Annotated in this window: 17 protein-coding genes; 10 read left to right on the top strand and 7 right to left on the bottom strand. The window is 61.3% G+C overall.

The features are described from left to right. The first annotated feature begins 1,449 nt into the window (after positions 1–1,449). The 3 genes from AB4P94_RS06845 (at position 1,450) to AB4P94_RS06835 (ending at position 4,693) form a co-directional block, all read left to right on the top strand. Positions 1,450–2,442: an AraC family transcriptional regulator gene (locus AB4P94_RS06845; RefSeq protein ID WP_395609939.1), complete on the top strand. Its 993-nt coding sequence runs from the start codon at positions 1,450–1,452 to the stop codon at positions 2,440–2,442. Between the two features lie 122 nt (positions 2,443–2,564). Then, the gene (locus AB4P94_RS06840; protein WP_395609938.1) at positions 2,565–3,605 is read left to right on the top strand and encodes a histone deacetylase family protein; all 1,041 of its coding nucleotides are present in this window, start codon (positions 2,565–2,567) and stop codon (positions 3,603–3,605) included. Beyond that, the gene (locus AB4P94_RS06835) at positions 3,602–4,693 is read left to right on the top strand and encodes a polyamine ABC transporter substrate-binding protein (protein ID WP_395609937.1); all 1,092 of its coding nucleotides are present in this window, start codon (positions 3,602–3,604) and stop codon (positions 4,691–4,693) included. Before AB4P94_RS06840 ends, AB4P94_RS06835 begins: the two co-directional genes overlap by 4 nt. Positions 4,694–4,700: 7 nt before the next feature. Here the strand turns inward: AB4P94_RS06835 and AB4P94_RS06830 are convergent, their stop codons facing one another. After that, positions 4,701–6,986 (bottom strand): hypothetical protein, encoded by a 2,286-nt coding sequence (locus AB4P94_RS06830; RefSeq protein WP_395609936.1) that lies wholly within the window; start codon positions 6,984–6,986, stop codon positions 4,701–4,703. A 96-nt stretch (positions 6,987–7,082) separates the two neighbouring features. Further along, complete coding sequence (locus tag AB4P94_RS06825; protein WP_395609935.1) at positions 7,083–8,627, bottom strand: PLP-dependent aminotransferase family protein; 1,545 nt, start codon at positions 8,625–8,627, stop codon at positions 7,083–7,085. A gap of 87 nt (positions 8,628–8,714) precedes the next feature. On the opposite strand from AB4P94_RS06825, the gene AB4P94_RS06820 reads away from it, so the two are divergent. From AB4P94_RS06820 to AB4P94_RS06800, 5 genes are all read left to right on the top strand, one after another. Further along, positions 8,715–9,353 carry an FMN-binding negative transcriptional regulator gene (locus AB4P94_RS06820; protein WP_395609934.1) on the top strand — a complete coding sequence of 213 codons (639 nt, stop codon included), beginning with the start codon at positions 8,715–8,717 and terminating at the stop codon, positions 9,351–9,353. Next, positions 9,350–9,796: a GNAT family N-acetyltransferase gene (locus tag AB4P94_RS06815; protein WP_395609933.1), complete on the top strand. Its 447-nt coding sequence runs from the start codon at positions 9,350–9,352 to the stop codon at positions 9,794–9,796. Before AB4P94_RS06820 ends, AB4P94_RS06815 begins: the two co-directional genes overlap by 4 nt. A 10-nt stretch (positions 9,797–9,806) precedes the next feature. Continuing rightward, entirely contained in the window at positions 9,807–10,478 is a 672-nt protein-coding gene (locus AB4P94_RS06810) for a GNAT family N-acetyltransferase (protein ID WP_395609932.1), read from the top strand. Positions 10,479–10,708: 230 nt separating this feature from the next. Continuing rightward, on the top strand, positions 10,709–13,681 hold the full coding sequence (locus AB4P94_RS06805) for an autotransporter domain-containing protein (protein WP_395609931.1): 2,973 nt from the start codon (positions 10,709–10,711) through the stop codon (positions 13,679–13,681). A 445-nt stretch (positions 13,682–14,126) separates the two neighbouring features. Further along, on the top strand, positions 14,127–15,113 hold the full coding sequence (locus tag AB4P94_RS06800) for a hypothetical protein (protein ID WP_395609930.1): 987 nt from the start codon (positions 14,127–14,129) through the stop codon (positions 15,111–15,113). Between the two features lie 55 nt (positions 15,114–15,168). On the opposite strand, the gene oadA is transcribed toward AB4P94_RS06800, so the two are convergent. Continuing rightward, positions 15,169–16,977 carry a sodium-extruding oxaloacetate decarboxylase subunit alpha gene (gene oadA, locus AB4P94_RS06795; protein WP_395609929.1) on the bottom strand — a complete coding sequence of 603 codons (1,809 nt, stop codon included), beginning with the start codon at positions 16,975–16,977 and terminating at the stop codon, positions 15,169–15,171. 11 nt (positions 16,978–16,988) lie between these two features. Continuing rightward, positions 16,989–18,404: an acetyl-CoA carboxylase biotin carboxylase subunit gene (locus AB4P94_RS06790; RefSeq protein WP_395609928.1), complete on the bottom strand. Its 1,416-nt coding sequence runs from the start codon at positions 18,402–18,404 to the stop codon at positions 16,989–16,991. Positions 18,405–18,600: 196 nt separating this feature from the next. Here AB4P94_RS06790 and AB4P94_RS06785 point away from each other — a divergent pair, with 196 nt between their 5' ends. Beyond that, positions 18,601–19,575 (top strand): LysR family transcriptional regulator, encoded by a 975-nt coding sequence (locus AB4P94_RS06785; protein WP_395609927.1) that lies wholly within the window; start codon positions 18,601–18,603, stop codon positions 19,573–19,575. Here AB4P94_RS06785 and AB4P94_RS06780 read toward each other — a convergent pair. The 3 genes from AB4P94_RS06780 to AB4P94_RS06770 form a co-directional block, all read right to left on the bottom strand. Next, positions 19,505–19,702, bottom strand: coding sequence for a PA3496 family putative envelope integrity protein (locus AB4P94_RS06780; RefSeq protein WP_395609926.1), 198 nt, complete (start codon positions 19,700–19,702; stop codon positions 19,505–19,507). The genes AB4P94_RS06785 and AB4P94_RS06780 overlap by 71 nt on opposite strands. A gap of 236 nt (positions 19,703–19,938) precedes the next feature. Next, positions 19,939–20,805, bottom strand: coding sequence for a transcriptional regulator HexR (hexR, locus tag AB4P94_RS06775; protein ID WP_003177007.1), 867 nt, complete (start codon positions 20,803–20,805; stop codon positions 19,939–19,941). Positions 20,806–20,967: 162 nt separating this feature from the next. Beyond that, positions 20,968–23,841, bottom strand: coding sequence for an EAL domain-containing protein (locus tag AB4P94_RS06770; RefSeq protein ID WP_395609925.1), 2,874 nt, complete (start codon positions 23,839–23,841; stop codon positions 20,968–20,970). Positions 23,842–24,119: 278 nt separating this feature from the next. On the opposite strand from AB4P94_RS06770, the gene uvrD reads away from it, so the two are divergent. Then, positions 24,120–26,303 (top strand): DNA helicase II, encoded by a 2,184-nt coding sequence (gene uvrD / locus AB4P94_RS06765; protein ID WP_395609924.1) that lies wholly within the window; start codon positions 24,120–24,122, stop codon positions 26,301–26,303. Positions 26,304–26,386 lie beyond the last annotated feature (83 nt).

Genomic DNA, 26,386 nt, shown 5'->3' with positions numbered 1-26,386 from the left:
TTGGAATACATGAATGGCCGTTTTGAAGAGCTCAGAGGCCTGGCCAGAGACGGCGCGCTGCTCTTGAATACGCTGAAAGGATCAATGCCGGTCTACACCCTTGATGACCTCAAAGCGATCCGCGTAACACTCAACCGCAACCTGTGCCTGCCGCAGCACACCCTTGTCACACAACCAGAGGCCTGGGCGCAGATCGACCGGATCATCGACACCGCCGACGTCGCCATCCAATGCCTGCGAGACACGCTGGAGGAGCGGAGCGACCGGCGCCTCGACGAGCGCATAGATACCTTGAGCAACCTGATCGAGCAGTTTCAATTGATTGACGAGCGCCTGCAGGATTTTCCCGTGGAGTTCTCCGAACACGCCATCAACGATCAGTTACTCGAATTGCGCCAGGAGCTGACTGACTTCCAGCGACGTGCCATCACTAACCTGCGCGCGCTGAGCGCCGAAAGAAGCGTGTTCAGAAGCCGCCCCACTCCGCCTTCGACCCCACCGCGCCCGCGCAGGCAGTTTATCCACACCCGCTACAACGGCCTGCTGATTGGTGAGCCGCGCTTGACCAGCGTTGGCCTGGAGACGGGCTTAGTGGACATTCGCTCGCCACTGACCAATCAGGTATTGGCCACCTACCATGAAAAAACCAAGGGCGTCTGGGTGCTGCGCGACCGAACCCCGCCCACCTCCGGCGAGCCGGTCAACGTGGACCTGCAGTTAAGCATCAATCAAGGCCAGGCCCTGCTGGATGGGTTACCTGCATTTCGCACGCGGGCCAGAACCCACGCCAACCTCGCCGACCGCGCACCTTTTGGCATCGAATACCTGTATCACCAGCATGCCCGGTGGCTGGAGCAAGCCATCAGCGCCATCGAGCAGGCCCTGACACAACGTAACCTCACCGAAAGCGACGCCTTGTCGACCTCTGCCAGTGCGATGATCAAAACCCTCGACACGAACTTGGCCGATCTCTATCAACAGAGCAACCAACTGGTGCAGAGAACGCTCAAGGCCTACCCACCCACCGTGCCCGGTATTGAATGGCTCAAGCGCCACAACGTAATCACAATCAAAAAGACCGAGGCTCGCCGCCGAATCAAAGGCGTCAAGCCGGACTACCTGGATGAGTACACCATCATCGACCGTGGCAATGACAAGGTGCTTTGGTACGCGCACTTTCACTACAGCGCCCACTGGACGCCGGACAAAGCCTACCAGGCTGCCCGTCTGAAAACTCCGGCCGAGCATGCCTTGGGCGCCGCTGCCGATTCGCCTCAAGGGCTCTCCCCCACGCAAATGATCGCGTTCTACCGCAGCGAGATCAGCCTGGAACAGGCCCGTGAGCTATTTTTTGATCGGCCAAAATCTACATCCGGTACCTGATCGACAGCACGGGTACGGCATGTAACTTGCTGCGCCACTGCCACTCTCACTGGCACCGGTTTTCCCATGTTGCATTCACACCTGACCACTCTCAACGCCGTGTCCCTGGTCCTGACCACCTTCAAGGATCAGGGGCTGGCGAGCGACGTACTGCTGGCCGGCAGCGGTATTGGCGTGGCCGATCTAAACCGCGCCGACACGCGCATCACCACCTGTCAGGAGATGCGCGTGTGCGCCAATGCCGTGGCCCTGCGCCAGGACATCGGCCTGGAACTGGGCCAGCGCATGCACGTGTCCTGCTACGGTTTGCTCGGTTATGCGCTGCTGACCAGTGCCACCTTAGGTGACGCTTTGCGCCTGGCGCTGCGCTACCCGGCGCTGTTGGGAACACTTTTCGAGCTCAGCCTAGTGGAAGACGGCGGGCAGATCTGGCTGACCGCCGGCGACTACCGGGAAAACCCCGAGCTCGCAGCGTTCAATGTGGAGTTTTGCCTGGTGTCGATGAAAGTCATCTGCGATGACTTGCTTGGCCGCGCGCTACCGCTGCGTGAGGCGCGCTTCGATTATCCCGCGCCGGATTACCACGCCCGTTACGCCGAGCGCTTTGACTGCCCGCTGCAATTTGATGCGCTGACCAGCGGGTTTGCCTTCGACTCACAGTGGCTGCAACAACCCCTGCCGCTAGCGGATGCCATCACCCATCAGGCCATGACCGAGCGCTGCCGCAAACAGAACTCCGAATTCACCGGGCGCCAGGCCTGGCTCAACCGTGTGCGCCAATTGCTCGCCGACCAACTGCATGCCGCCCCCGGCCTTGAGGGCTTGGCGGCGCAAATGAACTGCTCGCCGCGCACCTTGCGCAGGCACTTGCAGGCGTTGGGGTGCAGCTACCAGCAATTGCTCGACGAGCTACGCTTTGAGCGGGCCAAACACTGGTTGGCACACGACCAGATACCCATTCATCAGATCGCCGAACAGCTAGGCTTCAGTGAGACGGCGAGTTTTCGCCATGCGTTTGTGCGCTGGAGTGGCGTGGCGCCTAGCCTGATGCGCCATTAAAGGGCGAATTACGGTCATTTACTTTGGCCATATTTATCCCCTTCTGGCCGCTCCTGCCATTCTCTTGAGTTCCTCGCCCCGCAACACTGCAAGGCACAACAACAGGCCTGCGGGGAGTACCCATGCTGACGATCTACTCCGACGATCACCATTTGCACCACGGACGCTGTGAACTGATGGACGGGCAACTGATGCCCTGCTTTGAAATGCCATCGCGTGCCGACCATGTACTGCAACGGGTCAAGGACCGCGAACTGGGCCCGGTACAGGCGCCGCAGGATTTCGGGCTGGCCCCGCTGGAACGTGTCCACAGCCGCGACTACCTCGACTTTTTCAAAGGTGCCTGGGCGCGCTGGACCGAGTTTGGCGAGGACGGCGACTTGCTGCCCTACACCTGGCCAGCCCGCACCCTGCGCCGGGTTTTACCCACCAGCCTGCACGGCCAACTCGGCTATTACAGTTTCGACGGCGGCGCCCCGATTACCGCCGGCACCTGGCAAGCGGCCTATAGCGCGGCGCAAGTGGCGCTCACCGCACAACTTGCGATCCAGCAAGGCGCCCGCAGTGCTTTCGCATTGTGCCGGCCGCCCGGGCACCACGCTGCCGGCGACTTGATGGGCGGCTATTGCTACCTCAACAACGCCGCCATCGCCGCCCAGGCCTTTCTCGACCAAGGCCGTAAAAAGGTCGCGATCATCGACGTGGATTACCACCACGGCAACGGTACCCAGTCGATTTTCTATGAGCGCAACGATGTGCTGTTCACCTCGATCCACGGCCACCCGGAGGCGGAGTTTCCGTTCTTCCTCGGCTATGCCGACGAGCTGGGCGAAGGTGCAGGAGAAGGTTTCAACTTCAACTACCCGCTGCCCGCAGGCTCGGGCTGGGACCAATGGAGCGCAGCACTCGAAGAGGCCTGCGCAGAGGTCGAACGCTACGGCGCTGACGTCATCGTGGTGTCTCTGGGTGTGGACACCTTCAAGGACGACCCCATTTCCCAATTCAAGCTCGACAGCCCGGATTACCTGGCCATGGGTCGGCGCCTAGCGCACCTGGGCAAGCCCACCCTGTTTGTGATGGAAGGCGGCTACGCCGTCGAAGAAATCGGCATCAATGCCGTCAACGTCCTCGAAGGTTTCGAACAAGCAGGAGCCGCCCGATGAAAATGCTCACCTCCCTCGCCCTGTGCGCCGCCGTGTTGAGCGGCGCGGTGCAGGCCGAAGAAAAAACCCTCAAGGTCTACAACTGGTTCGACTACATCACCCCCAAGGCGCTGGACGATTTCAAGGCGCAGAACCCGCAGATCAAACTGGTGTACGACATCTTCGACACCAACGAAGCCCTGGAAGCCAAGCTGCTCACCGGTAACTCCGGCTATGACGTGGTGGTGCCGTCCAACGTGTTCCTCGCCAAGCAGATTGAAGCCGGCGTGTTCCAGCCGCTGGACCGCAGCCAGTTGCCGAACTGGAACCACCTTGACCCCAAGCTGATGAAGCTGATCGAAGCCAACGACCCCGGCAACAAATTCGCCGTGCCCTACATGTACGGCACCATCCTGATTGGCTTCAACCCGGACAAGGTCAAGGCGGTGCTGGGGCCGAACGCGCCGGTGGACAGCTGGGACTTGATCTTCAAAGAAGAGAACATCAGCAAACTCAAACAATGCGGCGTGGCCTTGCTCGATTCACCCTCGGAAATCCTGCCGCTGGCGCTGCAACACCTGGGCCTGGACCCCAACAGCAGCAACCCCAAGGATTACGTCAAGGCTGAAGCGCTGTTGATGAAAATCCGCCCCTACATCACCTACTTCCACTCGTCCAAATACATGGCCGATATTGCCAATGGCGACATCTGCGTGGCCGTGGGTTATTCGGGCAGTTTTTCCCAGGCGGCTAACCGCGCCAAGGAAGCCAAAAACGGCGTGGTCGTGGACATGCGCCTGCCTAAAGAAGGCGCACCGATCTGGTTCGACATGCTCGCCATCCCCAAGGGCGCGCAAAACCCACAGGACGCCTACACCTTTATCAACTACCTGCTGCAACCCCAGGTGATTGCGCCGATCAGCGACTTTGTCGGCTACCCCAACCCGAACAAGGACGCCACCGGGCTGGTCGACCCATCGATCCGCAACAACCCCAACCTGTACCCGACCGAGGCCGCGATGGCCACGCTCTACACCCTCAAACCCTTGGGGCGTGACGCGGAGCGCGCCCGGACGCGGGCCTGGACCAAGATCAAGTCGGGCACCTGAGCCCGGCTCAATGGGCCAGGAAGATCTGGCGGCCTGAAGCATTGGTGATCGGGCCGCGATACACCTTGTGCCCGGTTTCACGCTCGTACTCGCGGCCCAGCCTGCGCTGGGCCGCGGTTTTAAGGTGCGCCGCCTTTGGCTGTTCGTCTGCAGCCTCGGCACTGGAATAGTGAAAGTGGGCGTACCACAGCGGCCTTTCACCTTCGGTCAAATCCAGCACCTCATACTCCTGCAAGTAATCCACGACACCATCGATGGTTTCCGGCACGCGGCCGGCCACCCGACGGATGCAAATCACTTGTTGCTCCAGCAGATACTGCACGTCGCCCAGTGTCGGCGTGAGTGTGTGCCGGACCATTTCAATACGCAGGTAGCGGCCATGGGCACGCAGTTGCCCGGCCTCACCCCGTAACAGGCTGATCAAGGGCGAATGGGCACTGGCGCGCTGAATCGCTCGTGCCGCATCGTCAAAAAGACGGGCATTGCGCTCAAGGTCTTCTTCCACTTCCACCGCCAGAGTGCCGGGCACCCGAGATAACCGGGTTGCTTCGCCGAGCAGCACGGGCAACGTGGCACGGAGGGCGGCGCCCGCGTTGATGGCCCGGCGCGCCGCCGGGCTCGGTTGATTGATGTCCCGTCGCAGCCTGGGTGCCCGCTGAAGCTTCCAGCGACCCCGCGTGTCCGGTGCGATGCCGGGGCCGTATGCTGTCGGCTGATCGTGGTTGTCGACGATCTGATGCTCAACGAGGGTGACGTTGACGACGGGCGCAATCCGTATGTTCGACAGGACATTGAAGCGGTTCTCGTCCTTGTTATAGATCAGCGCGCCCCCCAACCTGTGCAGCCCTTTATGCACGCCCTCTCCAATCAGTTCGCCGAGTGCCGACGATGGCGGGCGTTGCAACGCGGCCAGCCCCTTGCCTTGTGCCTCTGACAAGGCCTTGCGGGCACCTGCCCAGGCGCTGTCCATCCGTTTGACCCTGGCATGCGCACCCGGCACGTCGCCGGGGTGTTGCGTGCCCGGGTACACCAGCAACAGCGCCAGATTACGCAGCAGGCTGACCTCACAACGCCAGCTCCCCCCGGCTTCGCAAGTGCCCTGAAGGTTGCCGCCGACTTGCTTGAGGCGCGCCAGGGTATGCAGGGGATGTTCGAAAAGCACCCGCCAACGCGCGACACCGGCGTGATAAAGCACGCTGAACGGGTCCTCCAGCGGCGGGCCGGCATTCGGCGCGAGCGTCACCTGTTCGACCATTGGCTGCGCCTCCGGGCGCACCACCAGCCAAGGACCTTGGCTGTTCGTCGGCGGGCCGAGCAGATAGCCGCTGCCATCCAGCAACGGCATAAACCCCATGGGCACGCCACGCAAACGACGGTGCAAGGCGAAGGTGTTCACCGCAGCGCGCATCGTTCGATACCCCTCATGCGTGACATGGCTCTCGTTTCGCAAGCTGCATTCCAGGGTCAGCCGACGCAGTTGCAAAGCCAGCTGACGGGCGAACAGCGCTTGCCCTGCTTGCACGTCGTCATCCACGTCACTGACGCCTCTGGATTTCTCATGAAACCGTGCCAGCGCTTCAAGCCATTGGCTGTAAGCCAGCCGGCCTGAGGGCGCCGCGTTTTTCAGCCACGGCGGCAGCTGTTGCTCCAGCTCAAAGCGCAGAGTGTCTTGCTCCACGCTTGGCTCAAGAAAGTCCACGAAACCCGAGGCCCAGGCCAATTGCCGATCCAATGCCGCCAGCGTGGGAAACGCCCCCGGATCGACCCAGGCGATACGCTGCAATGCGCCCTCCAGCGCACCCAGGGCCCATTCTTCAAAGACATTGTGCTCAAGTCGCTCGGCACTGGCCGGCAGCGCGGTAGCGCGATCTTCCGTTTCCAGGCCCCGAGCCAGGGTGAACACCAGAGGGATATCGTTGCCGCGGCTGATTGCCAGCGCCAGGCAGCCGTACCGCGCGGTGAGGTATACCTGCGGCGAGCGCTCTCCGAGCTGCTGCTCTCGCTCGCCACTGTCGGGGTAGTCCAGAACCGCCTTGACCATCTCCCGCGCAGACGCTGTGTTCAGAGCCCTGCGGGCGGTCCGCATACGCCGTTCCAACTGCTGCGCCAGATGCCGCCAACGGCTGGACGTACGGGTATCGGCGCCGGTGAAAAAGTCGATCAGGTGCTCGCAATAGTGTTCGAGCACACCTTGGTAGTGTTGGTCGAGCAGGGTCTGAGTAATGCCCAGCGATTGAAGGGAGGGACGTAACGCGAACAACTGGCAGAGCTGCAGCATGAAAGGGTCGAACATGATCATTACCTTGGCAGACACAGGGAACGCCGGGCGCACAATGCCGCCGGCTTGGTGTTTACAAGGTAGGGACCCTCGCCCTGAAGGTGTCTGTAGTTAGTTGACGCAACCCCAGGCCTTGCGCAATCGCGCCAGCGCCAGGGCAATGCCCGCTTCCGGCACGGCGGCAAACCCCAGTACCAGCCCGGCGCGCTGATCCGCGGGCGTGGTCGACTCTGCCAGCCAGTAGCTGCTCAAGCCGTTGATCTCGACATCCACTGCGTGGGCCTGCTCAAGCAACTGCTGCTCACGGGCGAGGCTGCCCACCCGCACGGTCATGTGCAGCCCCGCCGCGACGCTGGGCAACTCCCCCATGCCCGGCAACCCGGCGGGCCAGCCAGCGAGCATGGCATTGCGCCGGCTCAAGGCGGCGCGGCGCATACGGCGAATGTGCCGCTGAAAATGCCCGGCGGCCATGAACTCGGCCATCACTGCCTGAGTGCTGACTTCGGAGTGGCGCATGTCCACAGCGCGGCGCCGGGAGAAGGCGTCCACCAGCCCCGCCGGTAACACCAGATAACCCAGACGCAACGCGGGAAATGCCACCTTGCCGAACGTACCGACATAGAGCACTCGCCCACTGCGATCCAAAGCGGCCAAAGGCGACAACGGCGCGCCGCTGTATCGGTACTCGCCGTCATAGTCGTCCTCGATGATCCAGCCGCCCGTGCGCTCGGCCCAGGCCAGCAATTCAAGGCGCCGCGCCAGGCTCATCACCACGCCCAGCGGATATTGATGGGACGGCGTGACATACGCCACGCGGCAGTCCCGCAGGGTGTTGAGCACCTGGCAATCAATGCCCTCGCCATCGACCGGCACGCCATGCAATTTCCCGCCAGCCAGGGCAAACGCATGCCCGGCCGCGCGATACCCGGGGTTCTCCACCGCCACCCCATCGCCAGGCTCCACCAGCAGCTGTGCACAAAGGCTGATTGCCTGCTGCGCGCCACTGGTGATCACTATTTGCTCAGCCGTGCACTGCATGCCGCGCGAGCTGCGTAAATAAGCGGCGATCAAACCGCGTAACCGCGCGTCACCCGCGGGGTCACCGTAGCAGAGCAGTTCCAGGTCCGGATTGCGCCAGAACGCCCCGTTCAGCTTGGCCCACACATCAAACGGGAACAGATCGAACGCCGGCACGCCCACGCGAAATGCCCGTGGCGGCCCCGCTGGCGGCAGTGACAAGTGGTTGGTTTTTATCCGGGCCAAGCCGCCGCTGTGGATAACTTCGTTGTCGAGATCTTCCGGTAAATTGGCCCATTTTGTGGATAAGGCTGGGGATAAGCCTGTTGATAACCCTGTGGATGGTTTTGTGGATAATTTTTTTGCCGTGGGCAGTTGCGCCACATAAGTGCCATCACCGACCCGGCTTTCGGTAAACCCTTCGGCATACAGCTGGTCGTAGGCACGCACCACGCTGTTGCGCGAGATCGACAACGCCGCCGCCAAGTCACGGCTGGCGGGCAATCGGGTGCCGCTGACAAGCCGTCCGTCCAGCACGCGCTGGCGTAAGGCTTCGTACAGTTGGCGCGTCAGCCCTTGACGGCGATCCAGTTCGATTCCTGCAGGGTTGAACGACAGCGGTGGCGTGATGGGCGGCATATTGGACCTATGAAATGGGTGCCAGATGGCTCTTTCAACGAACCATTAGCCTGCCTAGGATGCAGGCATTCGCCAAGGAATATTTCCATGTACACACCGCGCGCCTTTGCTCTCGACGACTTGCCCGAACTGCACCAATTGATCCTGCACACCCGTTTGGCACAGTTGGTGACCTTTGGTGAGCAAGGGCTGATGGCCAGCCACTTGCCGCTGCTGCTCAACCCCGACGAAGGCCCCAACGGCACGTTGTACGGCCACCTGGCCAAAGCCAACCCGCAGTGCAAAGACCTGCAAAATGGAAGCGAAGCCCTAGTGATTTTCGCCGGCGCCGAGGCCTACATCAGCCCGGCGTTTTACCCGGCCAAGGCCGAGCACGGCAAAGTGGTACCGACCTGGAACTACATCGCCGTGCATGCCTACGGCAAGGCCGAGGTATTCAGCGACGCCGAGCGCTTGCTCAGCGTGGTCACGGCGCTGACCGACCGCCACGAAGGTGGCCGCGCCCAGCCGTGGAAAGTCAGCGACGCCCCCGCCGACTACATTGAGGGCATGCTCAAAGCCATCGTCGGCTTCGCCCTGCCGGTCGAGCGCCTGATTGGCAAACGCAAACTCAGCCAGAACCGCAGCCCGGCGGACATCGCTGGCGTACGCGACGGCCTGGCCGCCAGCCTCGACGTGCGTGACCAGACCCTCGCGCGCTTTATTCCCCAAGGAGTTTCAGAATGAGTCAGATCGACATCCGCCAGGTCACCGCCGCCGACCACGCCGCCTGGTTGCCGCTGTGGCACGCGTATTTGAAGTTCTACAACACCGAACTGCCGGACGCCGTCAGCCAAAGCACCTGGCAGCGCCTGATCGACGCCAGCGAGCCGACCCATTCAGCGCTGGCCTGGCAGGACGGCAAGGCGGTGGGCATGGTCAACTTCATTTACCACCGCTCCAACTGGAGCATCGAAAACTCCTGTTACCTGCAGGATTTGCTGGTGGACCCGGCCCAACGCGGCACCGGCGTCGGCCGCAAACTGATCGAATTCGTCTACGCCACCGCCAAGGCCGATGGGTGCGCCAAGGTGCACTGGCTGACCCACGAAACCAATGCCACGGCGATCCAACTGTACGAACGCATCGCCGAACGCCCGGGTTTCATCCAATTTCGCAAAGGTCTTTAAGGAGCGCAGCATGTCCATTTCCCTCGCCGACTGGAAAGGCGCCCCCGCGCCGACCGTGAAAGTGCTCGAAGGGCGCTTTATCCGCCTGGAAAAACTCGACCCCGCGCGCCATGGCGACGACTTGTTCCAGGCCCTGCAAGGCCCGGGCGCCGACCCGAAACTGTGGGATTATTTGCCGTATGGCCCGTTCCCCGAGCGTGCCGCTTTTGATGCTTGGCTGAACAATCACGCGGCTCACAACGATCCGTACTTTTTCAGCGTGATCGACCGCGCAAACGGCCAGGTGCAAGGCATCCTGAGCTTGATGTCCATCGTGCCTGCCCAGGGCCGCATTGAAATCGGCCACGTGACCTTCGGCGCCCCGATGCAGCGCTCGCCGAAAAGCACCGAGGCCGTTTATCTGCTGGCCAAGCACGCGTTCGACCAGGGTTATCGTCGCCTGGAGTGGAAGTGCAACAACGGCAACGGCCGCTCCAAATACGCGGCCGAGCGCCTGGGCTTCAGTTTTGAAGGCGTGTTCCGCCAGCACATGGTGGTCAAGGGTCAGAACCGCGATACCGCGTGGTATTCGATTCTCGATTCGGAGTGGCCGAAAGTTGGCGCGGGGTTTGAAGAGTGGTTGTCGCAGGCGAATCAGAGCGGTGACGGGCAACTGAAGTCGCTGGCGCAGTGCCGGGCCTGAATTCCCCAAACACCTTAAATCACTGTGGGAGCGGGCTTGCCCGCGATAGCGATTCTTCAGCCAACTTCTGTATCGCTGACACACCGCTATCGCGGGCAAGCCCGCTCCCACATTGGATCTTCACTCACTTCGGACTTTGCGTCCGGCCACCCTGTCATGTTCCCGACACATTCCTGCAACCCTCCTTCGTTATACAGGTCGCCTCGTTTCTTATAACAAGGTCGCCTGCCATGCCCCCGTCTCCCCATCGCCTCGCGCTCGCCATTACCTTATTGGCCAGCAGCGGCTTCGTCGAAGCGGCCACTGCCCCGCCGAAAAACCTGCAAATCAACACACCCACCACCACCGGGCAAACCCTGGGTGGCAGTGATGCGTTGACCACCTCCGCGGCGGGCAGCATCACCACGCCGGGCGTGGCGGTGACCTTGAAGGACGGCACCAGCGGCGCGGGCGTGGTGATCACCAACGCAGGCAAGCTGGTTTCCAGCGGCGGGCGTGGCATCGACAGCTCGGGCTCCCTGACCGGGGCGCGCAACTACAGCATCTACAACCTCGCCGGCGGCGTGATCCAGGGCGCCAATGACGCGTTGCGCATCAACAGCAACTTTGCCAGCGGCAGCTTGTTGATCGACAACAGCGGCACTATTCGCTCTGCCACCGGCCAAGGGCTGGACCTGGATGCGATCCGCAGCAGCAACGTCACCACCACCATCATCAACCGCGCAGGCGGCCTGATTCGCGGCGATGCCAGCGACGGCATGAAGACCGGCGGCAACGCCAGCATCACCAACTATGGCGAGATCTCCACGGGCGATACCTTCTCCCGCGATGACAAATTCGACGGCGTGGACATCGACTCCGCCACCGGCGTGACGGTGACCAACTACGGCCTGATTTCCGGCGGCCGCCACGGCATCACCACTGACCTTGGCGCCACGCTGACCAACTACGGCACCGTGATCGGCCGCAATGGTTCGGGCTTCGGCTCCGATGGCGACGGCACGGTGATCAACCACGGCACCATCACCGGCGCCTTCTCCGGCCTGCAACCGGATGGCGACGGCGACGGCGTAGACATCGACAAAATCGCCCACATCGAGAACTACGGAATCATTCAGGGCGTCGGCGCAGGCGGCGTGGACAAAAACGGCTTTGCCAACGGCAGCGAAGGCATCGCCCTCGGCGGCGGCTATGTGTACAACGCCAGCGGCGCCCTGGTCAGCGGCGCCAACAACGCGGTGCTGGTGGACGACGGCAGCGACGGCCCGGGCGTTGCGGCAACCACCCTGGAAAACCACGGCACCATTCAGGGCCTGAACGGCTTTGGCGTGAAGTTCGTCGGCAACTTTGCCGACACCGTGATCAACGGCGGCACCATCAGCGGCAGCAACGGCCTGGCGCTGGATTTGGGCGGCGGCGATGACAAACTGGTGCTGCTCGGTGGCAGCCGCTTTGTCGGCCTGGTGGACGGCGGCGCAGGCTATGACCGCGTGACCATGGACGACCCGGCCGGCGGCAGTTTCGGCAACAGCCGCAACTTCGAATGGCTGGACGTGAAACAAGGCACCTGGACCCTCACCAGCCAGGGTGACTTCAGCGACGGCGGCGAGATTTTCAGCGGCGCCAAACTGATCAACCAGGGCGGCATCGTGGGTAACGTGACAGTCGACGCGGGCGGTATTTATGCCGGCGGCGGCTCGGTGGGCAGCCTGCTGGTCAACGGCACCTTGCAGACCAACACCGCTTTGGGCACCGCGAGCATCACTCGCGACCTGACCTTCGGCAGCGGCGCTACCCTGGCCTACGGCGTCAACGCCGACGGCAGCAGCGCGCCGGTTCAGGTCGGCGGCACGGCGTATCTCAATGGCGCCACGTTGGCCGTCAATCCCGGAACCGGCACCTACCCATGGCAGAGCCATTACACCGTGCTGCAAGCCGGCAGCATCAACGGCACATTCGGCAACGTCACCAGTGACTACGCGTTCCTCACACCGACCCTGGATTACAGCCCAACGCAGGTTGGCCTGACGTACACACGCAACGACGTCAACTTCAATCAGTTCGCCAGCACCGGCAACGGCAGTAACGCCGCCAACAGCCTGGCAAGCCTGGGCAAAAACAGCACGTTGTACAACGCCCTGCTCAACACCACCAACGCCACCGCAGGCGCAGCCATCGAGCAATTGGCGGGCAGCAGCACCGCTAACCTCACCAGCGCCACCCTCGGCGCCAGTGCCCAGGTGGGCAACAGCATGCTGGCGGCGATGCATCAACTGGGCGGCGGCGCAGGCTTGCTGGTCGGGCTCGATCAAAAAGACACGCCTGTACTGGCTGCCACCGGCGTACCGAGCGATGCGCGTAACCTCAACGACCCCAACGCACGCGGCCGCCTGTGGCTGCAAGGCATCGGCAGCTACGGCAAGCTGGACGGTGAGCACGGCAGCAATGGCCTGACCCAGCGCACCAAGGGCACAGTGCTCGGCGCCGATTGGGCGCTGGACAGCGAATGGCGTGTCGGCGTGCTGGGCGGTTACTCCAAAACCGATCTGGACACCACCGGCGTCGACGGCAGCGTCGACAGCTGGCACGCCGGCATTTACGCGATGCGCCAAAGCGGGCCATTGGCCCTGCGCCTCGGCGCGGCTTACAGCGGCCACCAAGGCGACAGCAAACGCACCGTGGCCTTCAAAGGTTTCAACGACCGTCCCAAAGGCGACTACGACGCCAACAGCCAACAAGCCTTCGCCGAACTGGGTTACGCCTTGGGTAGCGGTCGCCTGAGTGCCGAGCCGTTCGCCAGCCTCGGCTACCAGCGCTATCAGCGCGACAGCTACAACGAGAAAGGCGGCTCCGCTGCGCTGCACGTGGACGGCCAGACCCAGGACAACTTCAGCAGCACATTCGGCCTGCGCCTGGCGCACTTGAGCCAGTTGGACAATGGCATCAGCCTCACCCCACGGGTCAGCGCCGGCTGGAAACACACTTACGGCGACGTCGACAGCAATACTCGCCAGGCTTTCCTCGCGGGCGGTACAGCGTTCAACGTCGAGGGCAGCGCGTTGGACCGCGACAGCCTCTTACTCGAAGCCGGGCTGGATGTGGGCTTGTCAGCTCGTCATAGCCTGGGCTTGGGCTATACCGGAGAGATCGGCAGCAACAGCCGCAACCACGCCTTGGTCGGCCAATGGCAGATGAGTTTTTAACAGGGCTGAACTGGACGCCAGGGAAAGAAAGCCTCTGAGATAAGGATTCAGCGGCATTGTCGAAGGCTTGACCAGCCTTCGACCTGGATCAAAATTTGGCCGAAATTAATTAATATGTGCTTAATCTTCTGAACATCGATAAACAGCCACCCAATACTGAGTCCGGCCCACTGTATTGTCATTCTTTGTCGGTTTAATCCCACGCCATTTAACACATCAGCACCCCCTATTCATTTGTCAATAAGACCCTTTTTAAAACAATGATAAAAACGCTTATAGGCTCGGCAGCCGTTCCTGTACGGAACTAATAAACTATTCATCCCACACAGTATTTGTACATCTATCGAGCGCGCTATACGTGTAGATAGATGTAAAGATCGGGCAGCATAACTTAATAAAAACAGTGCACCGCCAACGATAAAATACTGACTAAAGGTGAAACATTATGAATGCAGTTTCTTCAAACCCAGCCTATCAGCCTCACGCCCCGCAACCGCAAGATCCAATAAATAATCAAACGCCTTATTCGCCGCTCGCACCCTATACAGCGAACGTTCCAGGCGGGAAAGCGACATTTCAACCCCTGCCGACACTCACGTTTATCCCTAGAACGAATGTCTTTATTTCTGCAGGCCTCACACCGATTCCCGGCGTCAATGTCGGGGTAACCAAAACGGTACGATTTGACCCCGCTATCACCTTGAGTGTCACAGAAAGCGGCGACCTGCGTGCCAGCGTCAGGCCGAATATGCAGTTCGAATTGAGCGGTACGGGCAGCATAGGGATTCCAAACATCTTGGGAACGGGCGTGGGTGTTAACGCAGGGGCCGGCGTAATAAAAAGGATCACTGTCAGCGCTCCGGAGTTCAGTACTACCTTAAAGCTAAATGGCGAAGTCAAATTTAACGCAAACTTCTCCCCCACGTTAACGACCACTCAAATTGCTAACGTGAACGGTGGGGCACAGGCAAGTGTGGGCGACATCGGTGGCGGCATAAGCCAGAGCTTTTCCCATGAAACAGCGCAAACAATAAGAGCAGGAGGTCCCGGTCTCGACTACACCGTGACACCCAACAAAGACCCACAAGTATCATTTAATAACGATAAAACGGTAACCGTTACCAATAGTTATACTTTCGTCTCAAGAAGCAGTGCCACCGCAAACGTCCAGGCCGGTCCGGTACAAGTGAATGGCGGGGCAAGTATAGCCCCTACTTTTAACATTCAACATTCCGTCACATTTAGCACTGACACTTCAAAATACACCGCGCCGAAACATAGTATTTCCGCAGGGCCGGGCGTACGTGCTGACGCCTTCGTGGGTGTCAGGGTATCGCTGCTACCTCCTGGGCTGCCGGTAAGCCTTAACGTGGGAGCCAACTTCAATCCTTACTTCACGGGGTCGGCGGGCAGGCTTGGGTATGCAAGTTAAAAAAAAGGGGGGCACCTGCCCCCCCGAGGATTAAACGGTAGTGTCGAAGGCTGAATCAGCCTTCGATTTCAATCAGGATTTCGCCAGGGTTGACCCGGTCGCCCTTGGCCACGTGAACAACGGTCACCTTGCCGGCAATCGCTGCCTGCACTTCGGTTTCCATCTTCATGGCTTCGGTGATCAACACGGCCTGGCCGGCCTTGACCACGTCGCCTTCCTTGACCAGCACGTCAACGATGTTGCCCGGCATTGCCGTGCTGACATGGCCAGGCGCAGTGGCGTGCTTGCGCTTGCTGCCGCCGCTGCTGACGAATTCGTTGAGCGGTTCGAACACCACTTCTTCCGGCATGCCGTCGATGGACAGGTAGAAGTGGCGCTTGCCTTCAGCCTTCACGCCGACACCGGTGATGTCCACGCGGTAGCTTTCGCCGTGCACGTCGATGACGAACTCGGTCGGCACGCCTTCGCCGCCTGCACGGGCCACGCCGCCAGCCTCTGGAATCGGCAACAGCACTTCCGGCGCCAGGGTGCCGGCGTCGCGCTCTTCGAGAAACTTGCGGCCGATGTCCGGGAACATGGCGTAAGTCAGCACGTCTTCTTCGGACTTGGCCAACGCGCCGATTTCGCCGCGCAGCTTGGTCATTTCCGGCTTGAGCAAATCGGCCGGGCGCACATCGATCACTTCTTCGCTGCCGATGGCTTGGCGGCGCAGTTTCTCGTTCACCGTGCCCGGCGCTTTGCCGTAGCCGCCTTGCAGGTAGAGCTTCACTTCGTTGGTGATGGTCTTGTAGCGCTCGCCGGCCAGCACGTTGAAGAACGCCTGGGTGCCGACGATCTGCGACGTCGGCGTCACCAGCGGCGGGAAGCCGAGGTCTTCACGCACACGCGGGATTTCGGCCAGCACTTCGCTCATGCGGTTCAGTGCGCCCTGCTCTTTGAGCTGGTTGGCCAGGTTGGAGATCATGCCGCCCGGCACCTGGTTGACTTGCACTCGGGTGTCGACCGCAGTGAATTCGCTTTCGAACTGGTGGTACTTCTTGCGCACGGCGTAGAAGTACAGGCCAATCTCTTGCAGCAGTTCCAGGCTCAGGCCGGTGTCGAATTCGCTGCCTTTAAGGGCGGCAACCATCGACTCGGTACCCGGGTGGCTGGTGCCCCAGGCAAAGCTGGAGATGGCGGTGTCGATGTGGTCGGCACCGTTTTCGATGGCCTTGAGCTGGCACATCGCGGCCAAACCCGCCGTGTCATGCGAGTGGATGAAAATCGGCAGGGTCTGCTCGGCTTTCAGCGCCTTGACCAGCTCGCCCGTGGCGTACGGCGTCAGCAGGCCCGCCATGTCCTTGATCGCGATGGAGTCGCAACCCATGGATTCCAGCTGCTTGGCCTGGGCAACGAAAGCTTCGACGGTGTGCACCGGGCTGGTGGTATAGGCGATGGTGCCCTGAGCATGTTTGCCGGCGGCTTTCACCGCTTCGATGGCCACGCGCAAGTTACGCACGTCGTTCATGGCGTCGAAAATACGGAAGACGTCGATGCCATTCACGGCAGCCTTGGCGACGAAGGCTTTAACCACATCGTCGCTGTAATGGCGGTAGCCCAGCAGGTTCTGGCCACGCAGCAGCATTTGCAGGCGCGTATTAGGCAACGCGGCACGCAGTTTGCGCAGGCGCTCCCACGGGTCTTCTTTCAAAAAGCGCACGCAGGCGTCGAAGGTCGCGCCGCCCCAGACTTCCAGGGACCAGTAGCCGACTTTGTCGAGCTTGTCGCAGATCGGCAGCATGTCGTCGGTGCGCATGCGGGTCGCGAGCAACGATTGGTGGGCGTCGCGCAGGATGGTGTCAGTGACAAAGATTTTCTTGGACATTGTTGTATTCCTCACAGGCCTGCGTGGGCGGCGATGGCGGCGGCGATGGCCAGGGCCAGCTCTTCGGGTTTGCGCTTGATCGAGTAGTTGGTCAGCTCAGGGTGGGCTTCAACGAAGCTGGTATTGAACTGGCCGCTGCGGAATTCCGGGTTGCGCAGGATTTCCTGGTAGTAGGCGGCGGTGGTCTTCACGCCTTGCAGGCGCATGTCGTCCAGGGCACGCAGGCCGCGGTCCATGGCTTCTTCCCAGGTCAACGCCCACACCACCAGTTTCAGGCACATGGAGTCGTAGAACGGCGGGATGGTGTAGCCGGTGTAGATCGCCGTGTCGGTGCGCACGCCGGGGCCGCCGGGCGCGTAATAACGGGTGATCTTGCCGAAGCTCGGCAGGAAGTTGTTCTTCGGGTCTTCGGCGTTGATACGGAACTGCAACGCGAAACCACGGTGCTGAATGTCCTCCTGCTTGACCGACAGCGGCAGGCCCGACGCGATGCGGATCTGCTCACGCACGATGTCGATGCCGGTGATTTCCTCGGTGATGGTGTGCTCCACCTGCACCCGGGTGTTCATCTCCATGAAGTACACCTCGCCCTCGGCGAGCAGGAACTCCACGGTGCCGGCGTTCTCGTAGCCCACGGCCTTGGCCGCGCGCACCGACAGGTCGCCGATGTAGGCGCGCTGTTCCGGCGTCAGTTGCGGGCTTGGAGCGATTTCGATGAGCTTCTGGTTACGGCGCTGGATCGAGCAATCGCGCTCGAACAGATGCACCACATTGCCAAAGCTGTCGCCGAGGATCTGCGCCTCGATGTGCTTGGGGTTGACGATGCATTTTTCCAGGAACACTTCCGCCGAACCGAACGCCTTGGTGGCCTCGGAAATGACACGGGGGAAGGCTTGTTCGAGTTCTTCACGGCTGTTGCAACGGCGGATACCACGACCGCCACCACCGGAAGTGGCCTTGAGCATTACCGGGTAGCCAATGCGGTCGCCTTCGGTGAGTGCTTCATGGATATCGGCGACGTTGCCTTCGGTGCCGGGGGTGACCGGCACGCCGGCCTTGATCATGCTGCGGCGCGCTTCGGTCTTGTCGCCCATGCGGCGAATCACTTCCGCCGAAGGGCCGATGAATTTGATACCACGTTCGGCGCAGATGTCTGCCAGCTCGGCGTTTTCCGACAGGAAACCGTAACCGGGGTGCAGCGCGTCACAGCCGGTTTCCACGGCCAGGTTCACCAGCTTGCGCGGGTTCAGGTAGCCGGCCAACGGCTCGGCGCCAATGCTGTGGGCTTCGTCGGCACGTTTGACGTGCAGCGCGTGGCGGTCGGCGTCGGAAAAGACCGCGACCGAGCGAATGCCCATCTCGGCGCAGGCACGCACGATTCGTACGGCAATTTCACCACGGTTGGCGATCAGGATCTTTTTTATCACTTGGAAATTCCCTTGAGCCGATTGCTGCGTTCTACGACCCCCTGGATCCGGGTCGGCGCGTGACCAAATGTTTCATGACAGTCGCGAGACACACACTATGCGCACCGAAGGATTAACAAAAATCAATAATTATTGGGTCGTGTATAAGTAAAGACTTATAGTTGATACCACGGTGTCTGGCAGAAGGGTTTTGATAATGCGTAAGTCATTGATGCGTATGACATTGCGTCAATTGCAGATTTTCAATGAAGTCTGTGATTTGCGCTCCTACAGTCGCGCGGCTGAGGAAATGTCTCTCACACAACCGGCCGTCAGCCTACAAATTCGCCAGCTGGAAGAGCTGATCGGGCAACCGCTGTTCGATTACGTCGGCAAAAAGCTCTACATGACCGAGGCCGCCGAAGCCTTGCAACGGGCCAGCCGCGACATCTTCGGGCGCCTGGAAAACCTCGATATGCAGCTCTCGGACATGCAAGGTTCATTGCAAGGCCAGCTGAAACTGGCGGTGGAATCCAGCGCCAAATACTTCGTGCCGCACCTGTTTGCCGCTTTCAAGCGCCAGCACCCCGAGGTGCAATTGCACCTGACGGTGGTCAACCGCGCGCAGGTGATTCGCCGGCTTTCCGACAACCGCGACGACCTGGTGATCATGTCGATGGTCCCCCAGGACATGGGGCTGGAATTCCTGCCGTTCCTCAACAACCCGATCATCGCCGTGGCGCCGCCGGATCATCCCTTGAGCCTGCAAGGGCCGCTGCGCCTGCAGGATCTGGAACCCTACACGCTACTGCTGCGCGAACCGGGTTCCGGCACGCGGCTGGCCTGCGAGGAGTATTTCAAGGAGAAACGCGTGCACTTCACCCAGACGGTGGAAGTGGCCTCAGCCGAGGCGCAGCGTGAGTGTGTGAGCGCAGGGTTGGGCGTGGCGTTGCTGACGCGCCACGCGGTCAACCTGGAGCTGGCCACCGGCGGGCTCAAGGAGCTGCCGGTGGAAGAATTGCCGCTGTACCGCAGTTGGTGCCTGGTGCAAGCCAAAGCCAAGCGCCTGTCACCGGTGGCCCATGCGTTCCTGGGCTTTATCCGCAGCGAACGGGTGCAGATCAGCGCGCTGGCTGAGCGTTTCGCTGGGCAGCCGCGGGTGCCTGCCAATGGAGTTCCGGGTAGTCACTGATGCTCTGGAGCAATTGGCGCTCTTCGCAACGGTCTTCGATGGCGCGACGAAACGCCATGCGGCGCTGGTCTTCCTGCTGACGGCGGGTTTTTACGGCGCTGTTGCTGTCTTCGTAGGGACGGGTCATTTCGAGTCTCCCAATGCGAGTACGGGGAGTACAGGATGGGCTTGGGGAGTTACGGTTTAGCGGCGCGGGGATGACAGGACGATGAATCTTCTGGAAATACAGGAGATCAAAATGTGGGAGCGGGCTTGCTCGCGAATGCGGTGGTTCAGTTACAACATCCTTGACTGGCACGCCGCCTTCGCGAGCAAGCCCGCTCCCACACAAGCCCTACCCCACATTGCTGTGCGTGCGACCTATCAGTCGTCCAGGGCTTTAACGGATTTGGGTGACAACCGCAGGCTGCGCAAGCTGCGCTTCACGCTCTTGAGGTGGTTGACCAGGCTCGGCCCGCGCGCCATGGCCACGCCCATCGCCAGCACATCGATCACCACCAGATGCGCGATGCGCGAAGTCAGCGGCGTATAAATTTCAGTGTCTTCATGCACATCAATCGCCAGGTTGACCGTGGACAGCTCCGCCAACGGCGTCTGGCTCGGGCACAACGTGATCAGCGACGCGCCGCTTTCACGCACCAGGTTGGCGGTGATCAACAGGTCTTTGGAGCGGCCGGACTGGGATATGCAGATGGCCACGTCGGTTGGCTTCAAGGTCACCGCCGACATCGCCTGCATGTGCGGGTCGCTGTACGCCGCGGCGGTGAGCAGCAGGCGGAAGAATTTGTGCTGGGCATCCGCCGCAACGGCACCGGAGGCACCGAAACCGTAGAACTCGACGCGCTGGGCCTGGGACATCGCTGTCACGGCCTTTTGCAGTTCCACCGGGTCGAGCTTCTCGCGCACTTCCATCAGCGTGTGCAAGGTGGTGTCGAAGATTTTCAGGCTGTAATCGGCGACGGAATCGTCTTCATGAATCGCAAACTGCCCGAAGCTCGCACCCGCGGCCAGGCTCTGGGCCAGCTTGAGTTTCAAATCCTGGAACCCCGAGCAACCAATGGCGCGGCAGAAGCGCACGATGGTCGGCTCACTGATACCCACGCTGTGGGCCAGGTCGGCCATGGAACTGTGCATCACGGCCGCAGGGTCAAGCAGCACGTGATCGGCAACCTTGAGTTCCGATTTGCGTAACAGGTGGCGCGACTGGGCGATATGTTGCAACAGGTTCAAAGGGCAGGACTCTTGTTATTGGCAGACGCCAGGGATGTAGCAAGCTTGTAGTTATACTACAAGAATTGTCGTTTTGCCCGTCCGATGCATCACTAAATCGCCCTGATGCCCTCTGATTCAGCGGGCAGGCGCCATGTAGCCATAAAGGCGCCCCGGCCAACCTCAGGGAAAATCTGCATTTTTCCGTAACAATTCTGCCAACCCTTCGGCCTGCATCGGTCGGCTGATCAGGTAACCCTGCACCTCGTCGCAGCGCTCACCACGCAGGAAGTCCAACTGCTGCTGATCCTCCACGCCTTCGGCCACCACTTTGAGCGCCAGACCGTGGGCCATGGCAATGATTGCGCGGGTGATGGCGGCGTCTTCACGCCCCTGCCCCAGACCACGGATGAACGTCTGGTCGATTTTTACGTAGTCCACCGGGATACGTTTGAGGTAGCTGAGGGATGAATAGCCGGTGCCGAAATCGTCGATGGCCAGCTTCACGCCCAGGTCGCGCAATTGCTGGAAGGTGGCGATGATGTGCTCCACGCTGTCGAGCAATTGGCTTTCGGTCAGCTCAAGCTCCAGGTATTGCGGGGCCAGGCCGGTTTCTTCGAGCACCTGGCGCACCAGGCTGACCAACTTGCCCTGGCGCAACTGATGCACCGAGAGGTTCACCGACACCCGAATCGGCGCCAGCCCCTGGCGCTGCCACTCGCACGCCTGCCAGCAGGCTTGGCGCAGTACAAATTCGCCCAGCGGCACGATCAGGCCGGTCTCTTCGGCCAGGCCGATAAAGTCCCCCGGAGGCACCATGCCCCATTGCGGGTGCTCCCAGCGAATCAACGCTTCGGCAGCGTTCAGCTTGCCGGTGGCCAGGCACAGTTTCGGCTGGTAGAACACGGTGAGCTGGCGCTCGTCGATGGCCTTGCGCAGGTGGTTTTCCAGCTGCAGCCTCTCCAGGGTGCTGGCTTGCAGGCTGTCGGTGAAGAACTGGAAGTTATTGCCCCCCAAATGCTTGGCGTGCTGCATGGCCATGTTTGATTGGCTCACCAGCGCGGAAATTTCCCGCGCGTTGTCTGGCAACAGGCTGACGCCCATCGAGGCGCTGACCACCAGCTCATGCCCCTCCACCGTCACCGGCACGCGCAGTTTGGCGAGCAACCGCGTGGCCACTCGCGCAAGGCTGGAAAGGCTACCGTAAGCATCGAACAGCACCGCGAATTCATCCCCGGACATCCGCGCAATCGTGTCGGCCTCGGGCAAGGCATTGATCAAACGACGTGCCATTTTCTGCAACAGCTGATCAGCCACTTCGTGGCCCAGGCTGTCATTGAGCAGCTTGAAACGATCAAGGTTGATGTGCAGCAGCGCCAGGCTACGCCCGCCCTGGCGTACTCGCGTATGGGCCTCGCGCAGGCGTTCGCGGAACAACGAGCGGTTGGCCAGCCCGGTCAGTTCGTCGTAGTGCGTAAGGTAGCGCATGCGTTCTTCGGATTCACGCCGCGCAGACAGATCGGCGAAGAAGCCCACAATATGGCTGACTTTTCCCCGGACATCGCGCACGACATTCAACTGCAGCCATTGCGGGTACAGCTCGCCGTTCTTACGGGTTTCCACCAACTCGCCCTGCCAGGTGCCGTGGCTGAGGAGCGCTTGGCGGATCACCGGGAAATGGCGGCGGGCGTCGCGGCTGCTGGGCAGCTCAACGACGTTGCGACCGATCATGTCACCAATTTCAAAGCCGGTGACGCGGCTGAAAGCCTGGTTTACGGCAATCAGCACGTAATCAGGGTCGAGGATCACGATGCCCTCGCTGGCGGCCTCAAACACGGTCGACGCGAGCCGCTGCTGTTCTTCCAACGCCTTGCCGGCGCTGATGTCACGACGTGTGCCGAGCATACGCGTGACCCGCCCGCTCGGCGTGCGCTCCACGGCGCGGCCACGGTCTTCAATCCAGACCCAGTGCCCATCGCCATGGCGTACGCGGTACTCCACCTGGTAATCCTCGCTGCGACCTTTCAGGTGTTCCACCAGTGCGCGCTTGAGCAGCGGCAAGTCTTCGGGATGCAGGCGCGGTTTGAGGTGGCTGAGCATCGCCGTGACGTATTCAGGCTCCAGGCCGAACAGCTCCTTGAGTTGGGTGTGATGGACTTCGTCGGTTTGCAGGTTCCAATCCCAAAGCCCCAATTCACTGGCTTGCAGGGCCATGGCCAGGCGCGCTTCGCTTTTGTTCAGGGCCAGGCTGGCGGCGTCCAGCTCCTGGCTGCGTTGCGCCACGCGGTCCTGCAGGCCGATTTGTGCATCGCGCAGGTCCTGCTCGACGTGGCGGCGCTGTTCGACTTCGCGCACCAGCTCCTGATTCAACTGCTCGCTGCGCTGCTGCGCCTGCTGCAGATGCTCGATCAAGGCCTGGTTCTGGAAACGCCTCAGCAGCCCGCGCTGTATCAGGCGGTTGACCTGCCACGCCACCAGGCTCAACGAAGCCAGCAAAATCAGGCCCAGCACACCCCAACCTTGCTGCTGCGGGGTGCCGTCCCAGAATAAATAGACAATAGCCGGCACCAGGCACGGCAGCGCAAAGGACAGGAACGCCGGCAGGCTCACGGCATAGGCCACGCTGGCCGACAGCGTCGCTGCGCCGATCAGGCCAAACACCCAGGCCTGCTGCATAAAGCTGTCCGCCGGCACCAGCGCGATGGCGGCGGTTGCCAGCGTCAGGCCGCTGACCGCCGACCCGAGCATGAACATGCGCCCCCACACCGGCAGAGCCTGGCGGCTGGGCATCGCCGAATCAAAGGCGGCCACCTGGATCACGCGCATCGCCACCAGGGCCAGCAGCCAGACCAGCCAGATGCTGTCCAGCAGGTATTGCTTGGGGTTCCACAGCAACCAGGCGCAGACCAGGCCGTTGACCAACATCAATAACGTCGGCAGCAAGGAGCCTTGGTACAACAGCCGAGTGCGTTCGACCGCCATCTCGGTTGCGTAGTGTTTACGAATGACCTGTGCGGGCGCGGTCGAGGCGCCGAACAGGTCGGTACTGAGGGTCATAGGCAGTGTTCTTATAATGGTGAGCCCGAAACGTGCACGGAGCATACACAAGCAAGCGCTTGGGCCAAACTGCCCCAGGTCATAAAACCTGTAGGACTTTTAACCGCAAACGGTTGGGCCAGACAGCTTGAGCGAGACGCGGCGCGGGCTGCGGAGCATGACCGACCAGTCATCCCTCACGGCAGAATCTTTGCCCGCTGCGGGCGCCGTTGAAGTTTTCCGCCGACCACCCGGCATTGGTATTTGCCCCACTCCCCCGGGCACCCTAGAATGCGCCGATGCGCGATGATCTCTCCCTTTTGCTGAACTCCCTCAACGATGCCCAACGCCAGGCCGTAGCGGCCCCCGTTGGCCGTCAGTTGGTCCTGGCCGGTGCTGGCTCCGGTAAAACCCGAGTGCTGGTGCACCGTATCGCCTGGTTGATCCAGGTCGAAAACGCCTCCCCGCACTCCATCCTGTCGGTGACCTTCACCAACAAGGCCGCTGCCGAGATGCGCCACCGCATCGAGCAGCTGATGGGCATCAGCCCGGCCGGCATGTGGGTCGGCACCTTCCACGGCCTGGCACACCGCCTGTTGCGGGCCCATTGGCAAGAAGCGGGCTTGAGCCAGACCTTCCAGATTCTCGACAGCGATGACCAGCAACGCCTGGTCAAGCGGGTGATCCGCGAGTTGGGCCTGGACGAACAACGCTGGCCGGCACGCCAGGCGCAATGGTTCATCAACGGCCAGAAAGACGAAGGCCTGCGCCCGCAGCATATTCAGGCCAGCGGTGATTTGTTCCTGGCCACCATGCGCAGCATTTATGAAGCCTACGAGGCCGCCTGCCTGCGCGCCGGGGTCATCGACTTCTCCGAGTTGCTGCTGCGCGCCCTCGACCTGTGGCGCGACAACCCGGGTTTGCTGGCGCACTACCAGAAACGCTTCCGCCACATCCTGGTGGACGAGTTCCAGGACACCAACGCCGTGCAGTACGCCTGGTTGCGCCTGCTGGCCAAGGGCGGCGACAGCCTGATGGTGGTGGGTGACGACGACCAGTCGATCTACGGCTGGCGCGGCGCGAAAATCGAGAACATCTACCAATATTCCGAAGACTTCCCGGACGCGGAGACTATCCGCCTGGAGCAGAACTACCGCTCCACCGCCGGGATTCTGAAGGCCGCCAACGCCTTGATCGCCAACAACACCGGGCGCCTGGGCAAAGAGCTGTGGACCGACGGCGGCGAAGGCGAAGCGATCAACCTGTACGCGGCGTTCAACGAGCACGATGAAGCGCGCTACGTGGTGGAAACCATCGAAAGCGCGCTGAAAACCGGCCTGGCGCGCAGCGATATCGCGATTCTGTACCGCTCCAACGCCCAATCGCGGGTACTGGAAGAAGCCTTGCTGCGCGAACGTATCCCGTACCGTATCTATGGTGGCCAGCGCTTCTTCGAGCGTGCGGAAATCAAGAACGCCATGGCTTACCTGCGCTTGCTGGAAGGCCGTGGCAACGATGCGGCGCTGGAGCGCGTGATCAATATCCCGGCGCGCGGCATTGGCGAGAAAACCGTTGAAGCAATTCGCGACCACGCGCGCCACGCCGATGTATCAATGTGGGAAGCCATGCGCCTGCTGGTCGCCAATAAAGGCCTGACTGGCCGTGCGGCCGGGGCGTTGGGTGTGTTTGTCGAGCTGATCGAGAACCTCGCGGCCAAGTGCGCGGAAATGCCCCTGCACTTGATGACCCAGACCGTGATCGAGCAGTCCGGGCTGATTGCCTACCACGAAGCGGAAAAAGGCGAGAAAGGCCAGGCTCGGGTAGAAAACCTTGAGGAACTGGTCAGCGCAGCGCGCGCGTTCGAAAACGCCGAAAGCGAAGAAGACCTCACGCCACTTGCCGCCTTCCTCGGCCATGCGTCGCTGGAAGCCGGCGATACACAAGCTGACGAGCATGAAGACAGCATCCAGCTGATGACGCTGCACAGCGCCAAGGGCCTGGAGTTCCCGTACGTGTTTCTGGTGGGCATGGAAGAAGGCCTGTTCCCGCACAAGATGAGCCTGGAAGAGCCCGGCCGCCTTGAGGAAGAACGCCGCCTGGCCTATGTGGGCATCACCCGTGCCATGCAGAACCTGGTGATGACCTACGCCGAAACCCGACGCCTGTACGGCAGCGAGACCTACAACAAGGTTTCGCGTTTCGTACGTGAAGTACCGAAGGGCCTGATTCAGGAAGTGCGCTTGTCCAACAGCGTCAGCCGCCCGTTTGGCGGTGGCCAGCAACAGAGCGCCAGCAGCCTGTTCGCCGGCTCCGAAATTCCTGAAACCCAGTTCAGCCTTGGCCAACAGGTCAGGCATTCGGTGTTTGGCGAAGGCGTGATCCTCAACTTCGAAGGCGCCGGCGCCCAGGCACGGGTGCAGGTGAATTTCGCTGAAGGCAGCAAGTGGCTGATGATGGGCTACGCGAAGCTCGAAGCAATCTGATACATCTTCCCTGTATGAAGGTTACTGGCCCGCCCTTGTTTTTACAGGTGGCGGGCCAATATCTGTAACTAGTCCTACAGACC

The sequence above is a fragment of the Pseudomonas sp. B22129 genome (assembly GCF_044218875.1).
Lineage (GTDB): Bacteria > Pseudomonadota > Gammaproteobacteria > Pseudomonadales > Pseudomonadaceae > Aquipseudomonas.
This window is presented reverse-complemented; position numbering and strand designations above follow the sequence as displayed.

What these genes read in the sequence shown, in the direction of transcription:
- AB4P94_RS06845 (WP_395609939.1), top strand. Translation starts at nt 1,450, where the DNA reads ATGTTGCATTCACACCTGACCACTCTCAACGCCGTGTCCCTGGTCCTG.
- AB4P94_RS06840 (WP_395609938.1), top strand. Translation starts at nt 2,565, where the DNA reads ATGCTGACGATCTACTCCGACGATCACCATTTGCACCACGGACGCTGT.
- AB4P94_RS06835 (WP_395609937.1), top strand. Translation starts at nt 3,602, where the DNA reads ATGAAAATGCTCACCTCCCTCGCCCTGTGCGCCGCCGTGTTGAGCGGC.
- AB4P94_RS06830 (WP_395609936.1), bottom strand. Translation starts at nt 6,986, where the DNA reads ATGTTCGACCCTTTCATGCTGCAGCTCTGCCAGTTGTTCGCGTTACGT.
- AB4P94_RS06825 (WP_395609935.1), bottom strand. Translation starts at nt 8,627, where the DNA reads ATGCCGCCCATCACGCCACCGCTGTCGTTCAACCCTGCAGGAATCGAA.
- AB4P94_RS06820 (WP_395609934.1), top strand. Translation starts at nt 8,715, where the DNA reads ATGTACACACCGCGCGCCTTTGCTCTCGACGACTTGCCCGAACTGCAC.
- AB4P94_RS06815 (WP_395609933.1), top strand. Translation starts at nt 9,350, where the DNA reads ATGAGTCAGATCGACATCCGCCAGGTCACCGCCGCCGACCACGCCGCC.
- AB4P94_RS06810 (WP_395609932.1), top strand. Translation starts at nt 9,807, where the DNA reads ATGTCCATTTCCCTCGCCGACTGGAAAGGCGCCCCCGCGCCGACCGTG.
- AB4P94_RS06805 (WP_395609931.1), top strand. Translation starts at nt 10,709, where the DNA reads ATGCCCCCGTCTCCCCATCGCCTCGCGCTCGCCATTACCTTATTGGCC.
- AB4P94_RS06800 (WP_395609930.1), top strand. Translation starts at nt 14,127, where the DNA reads ATGAATGCAGTTTCTTCAAACCCAGCCTATCAGCCTCACGCCCCGCAA.
- oadA (WP_395609929.1), bottom strand. Translation starts at nt 16,977, where the DNA reads ATGTCCAAGAAAATCTTTGTCACTGACACCATCCTGCGCGACGCCCAC.
- AB4P94_RS06785 (WP_395609927.1), top strand. Translation starts at nt 18,601, where the DNA reads ATGCGTAAGTCATTGATGCGTATGACATTGCGTCAATTGCAGATTTTC.
- AB4P94_RS06780 (WP_395609926.1), bottom strand. Translation starts at nt 19,702, where the DNA reads ATGACCCGTCCCTACGAAGACAGCAACAGCGCCGTAAAAACCCGCCGT.
- AB4P94_RS06770 (WP_395609925.1), bottom strand. Translation starts at nt 23,841, where the DNA reads ATGACCCTCAGTACCGACCTGTTCGGCGCCTCGACCGCGCCCGCACAG.
- uvrD (WP_395609924.1), top strand. Translation starts at nt 24,120, where the DNA reads ATGCGCGATGATCTCTCCCTTTTGCTGAACTCCCTCAACGATGCCCAA.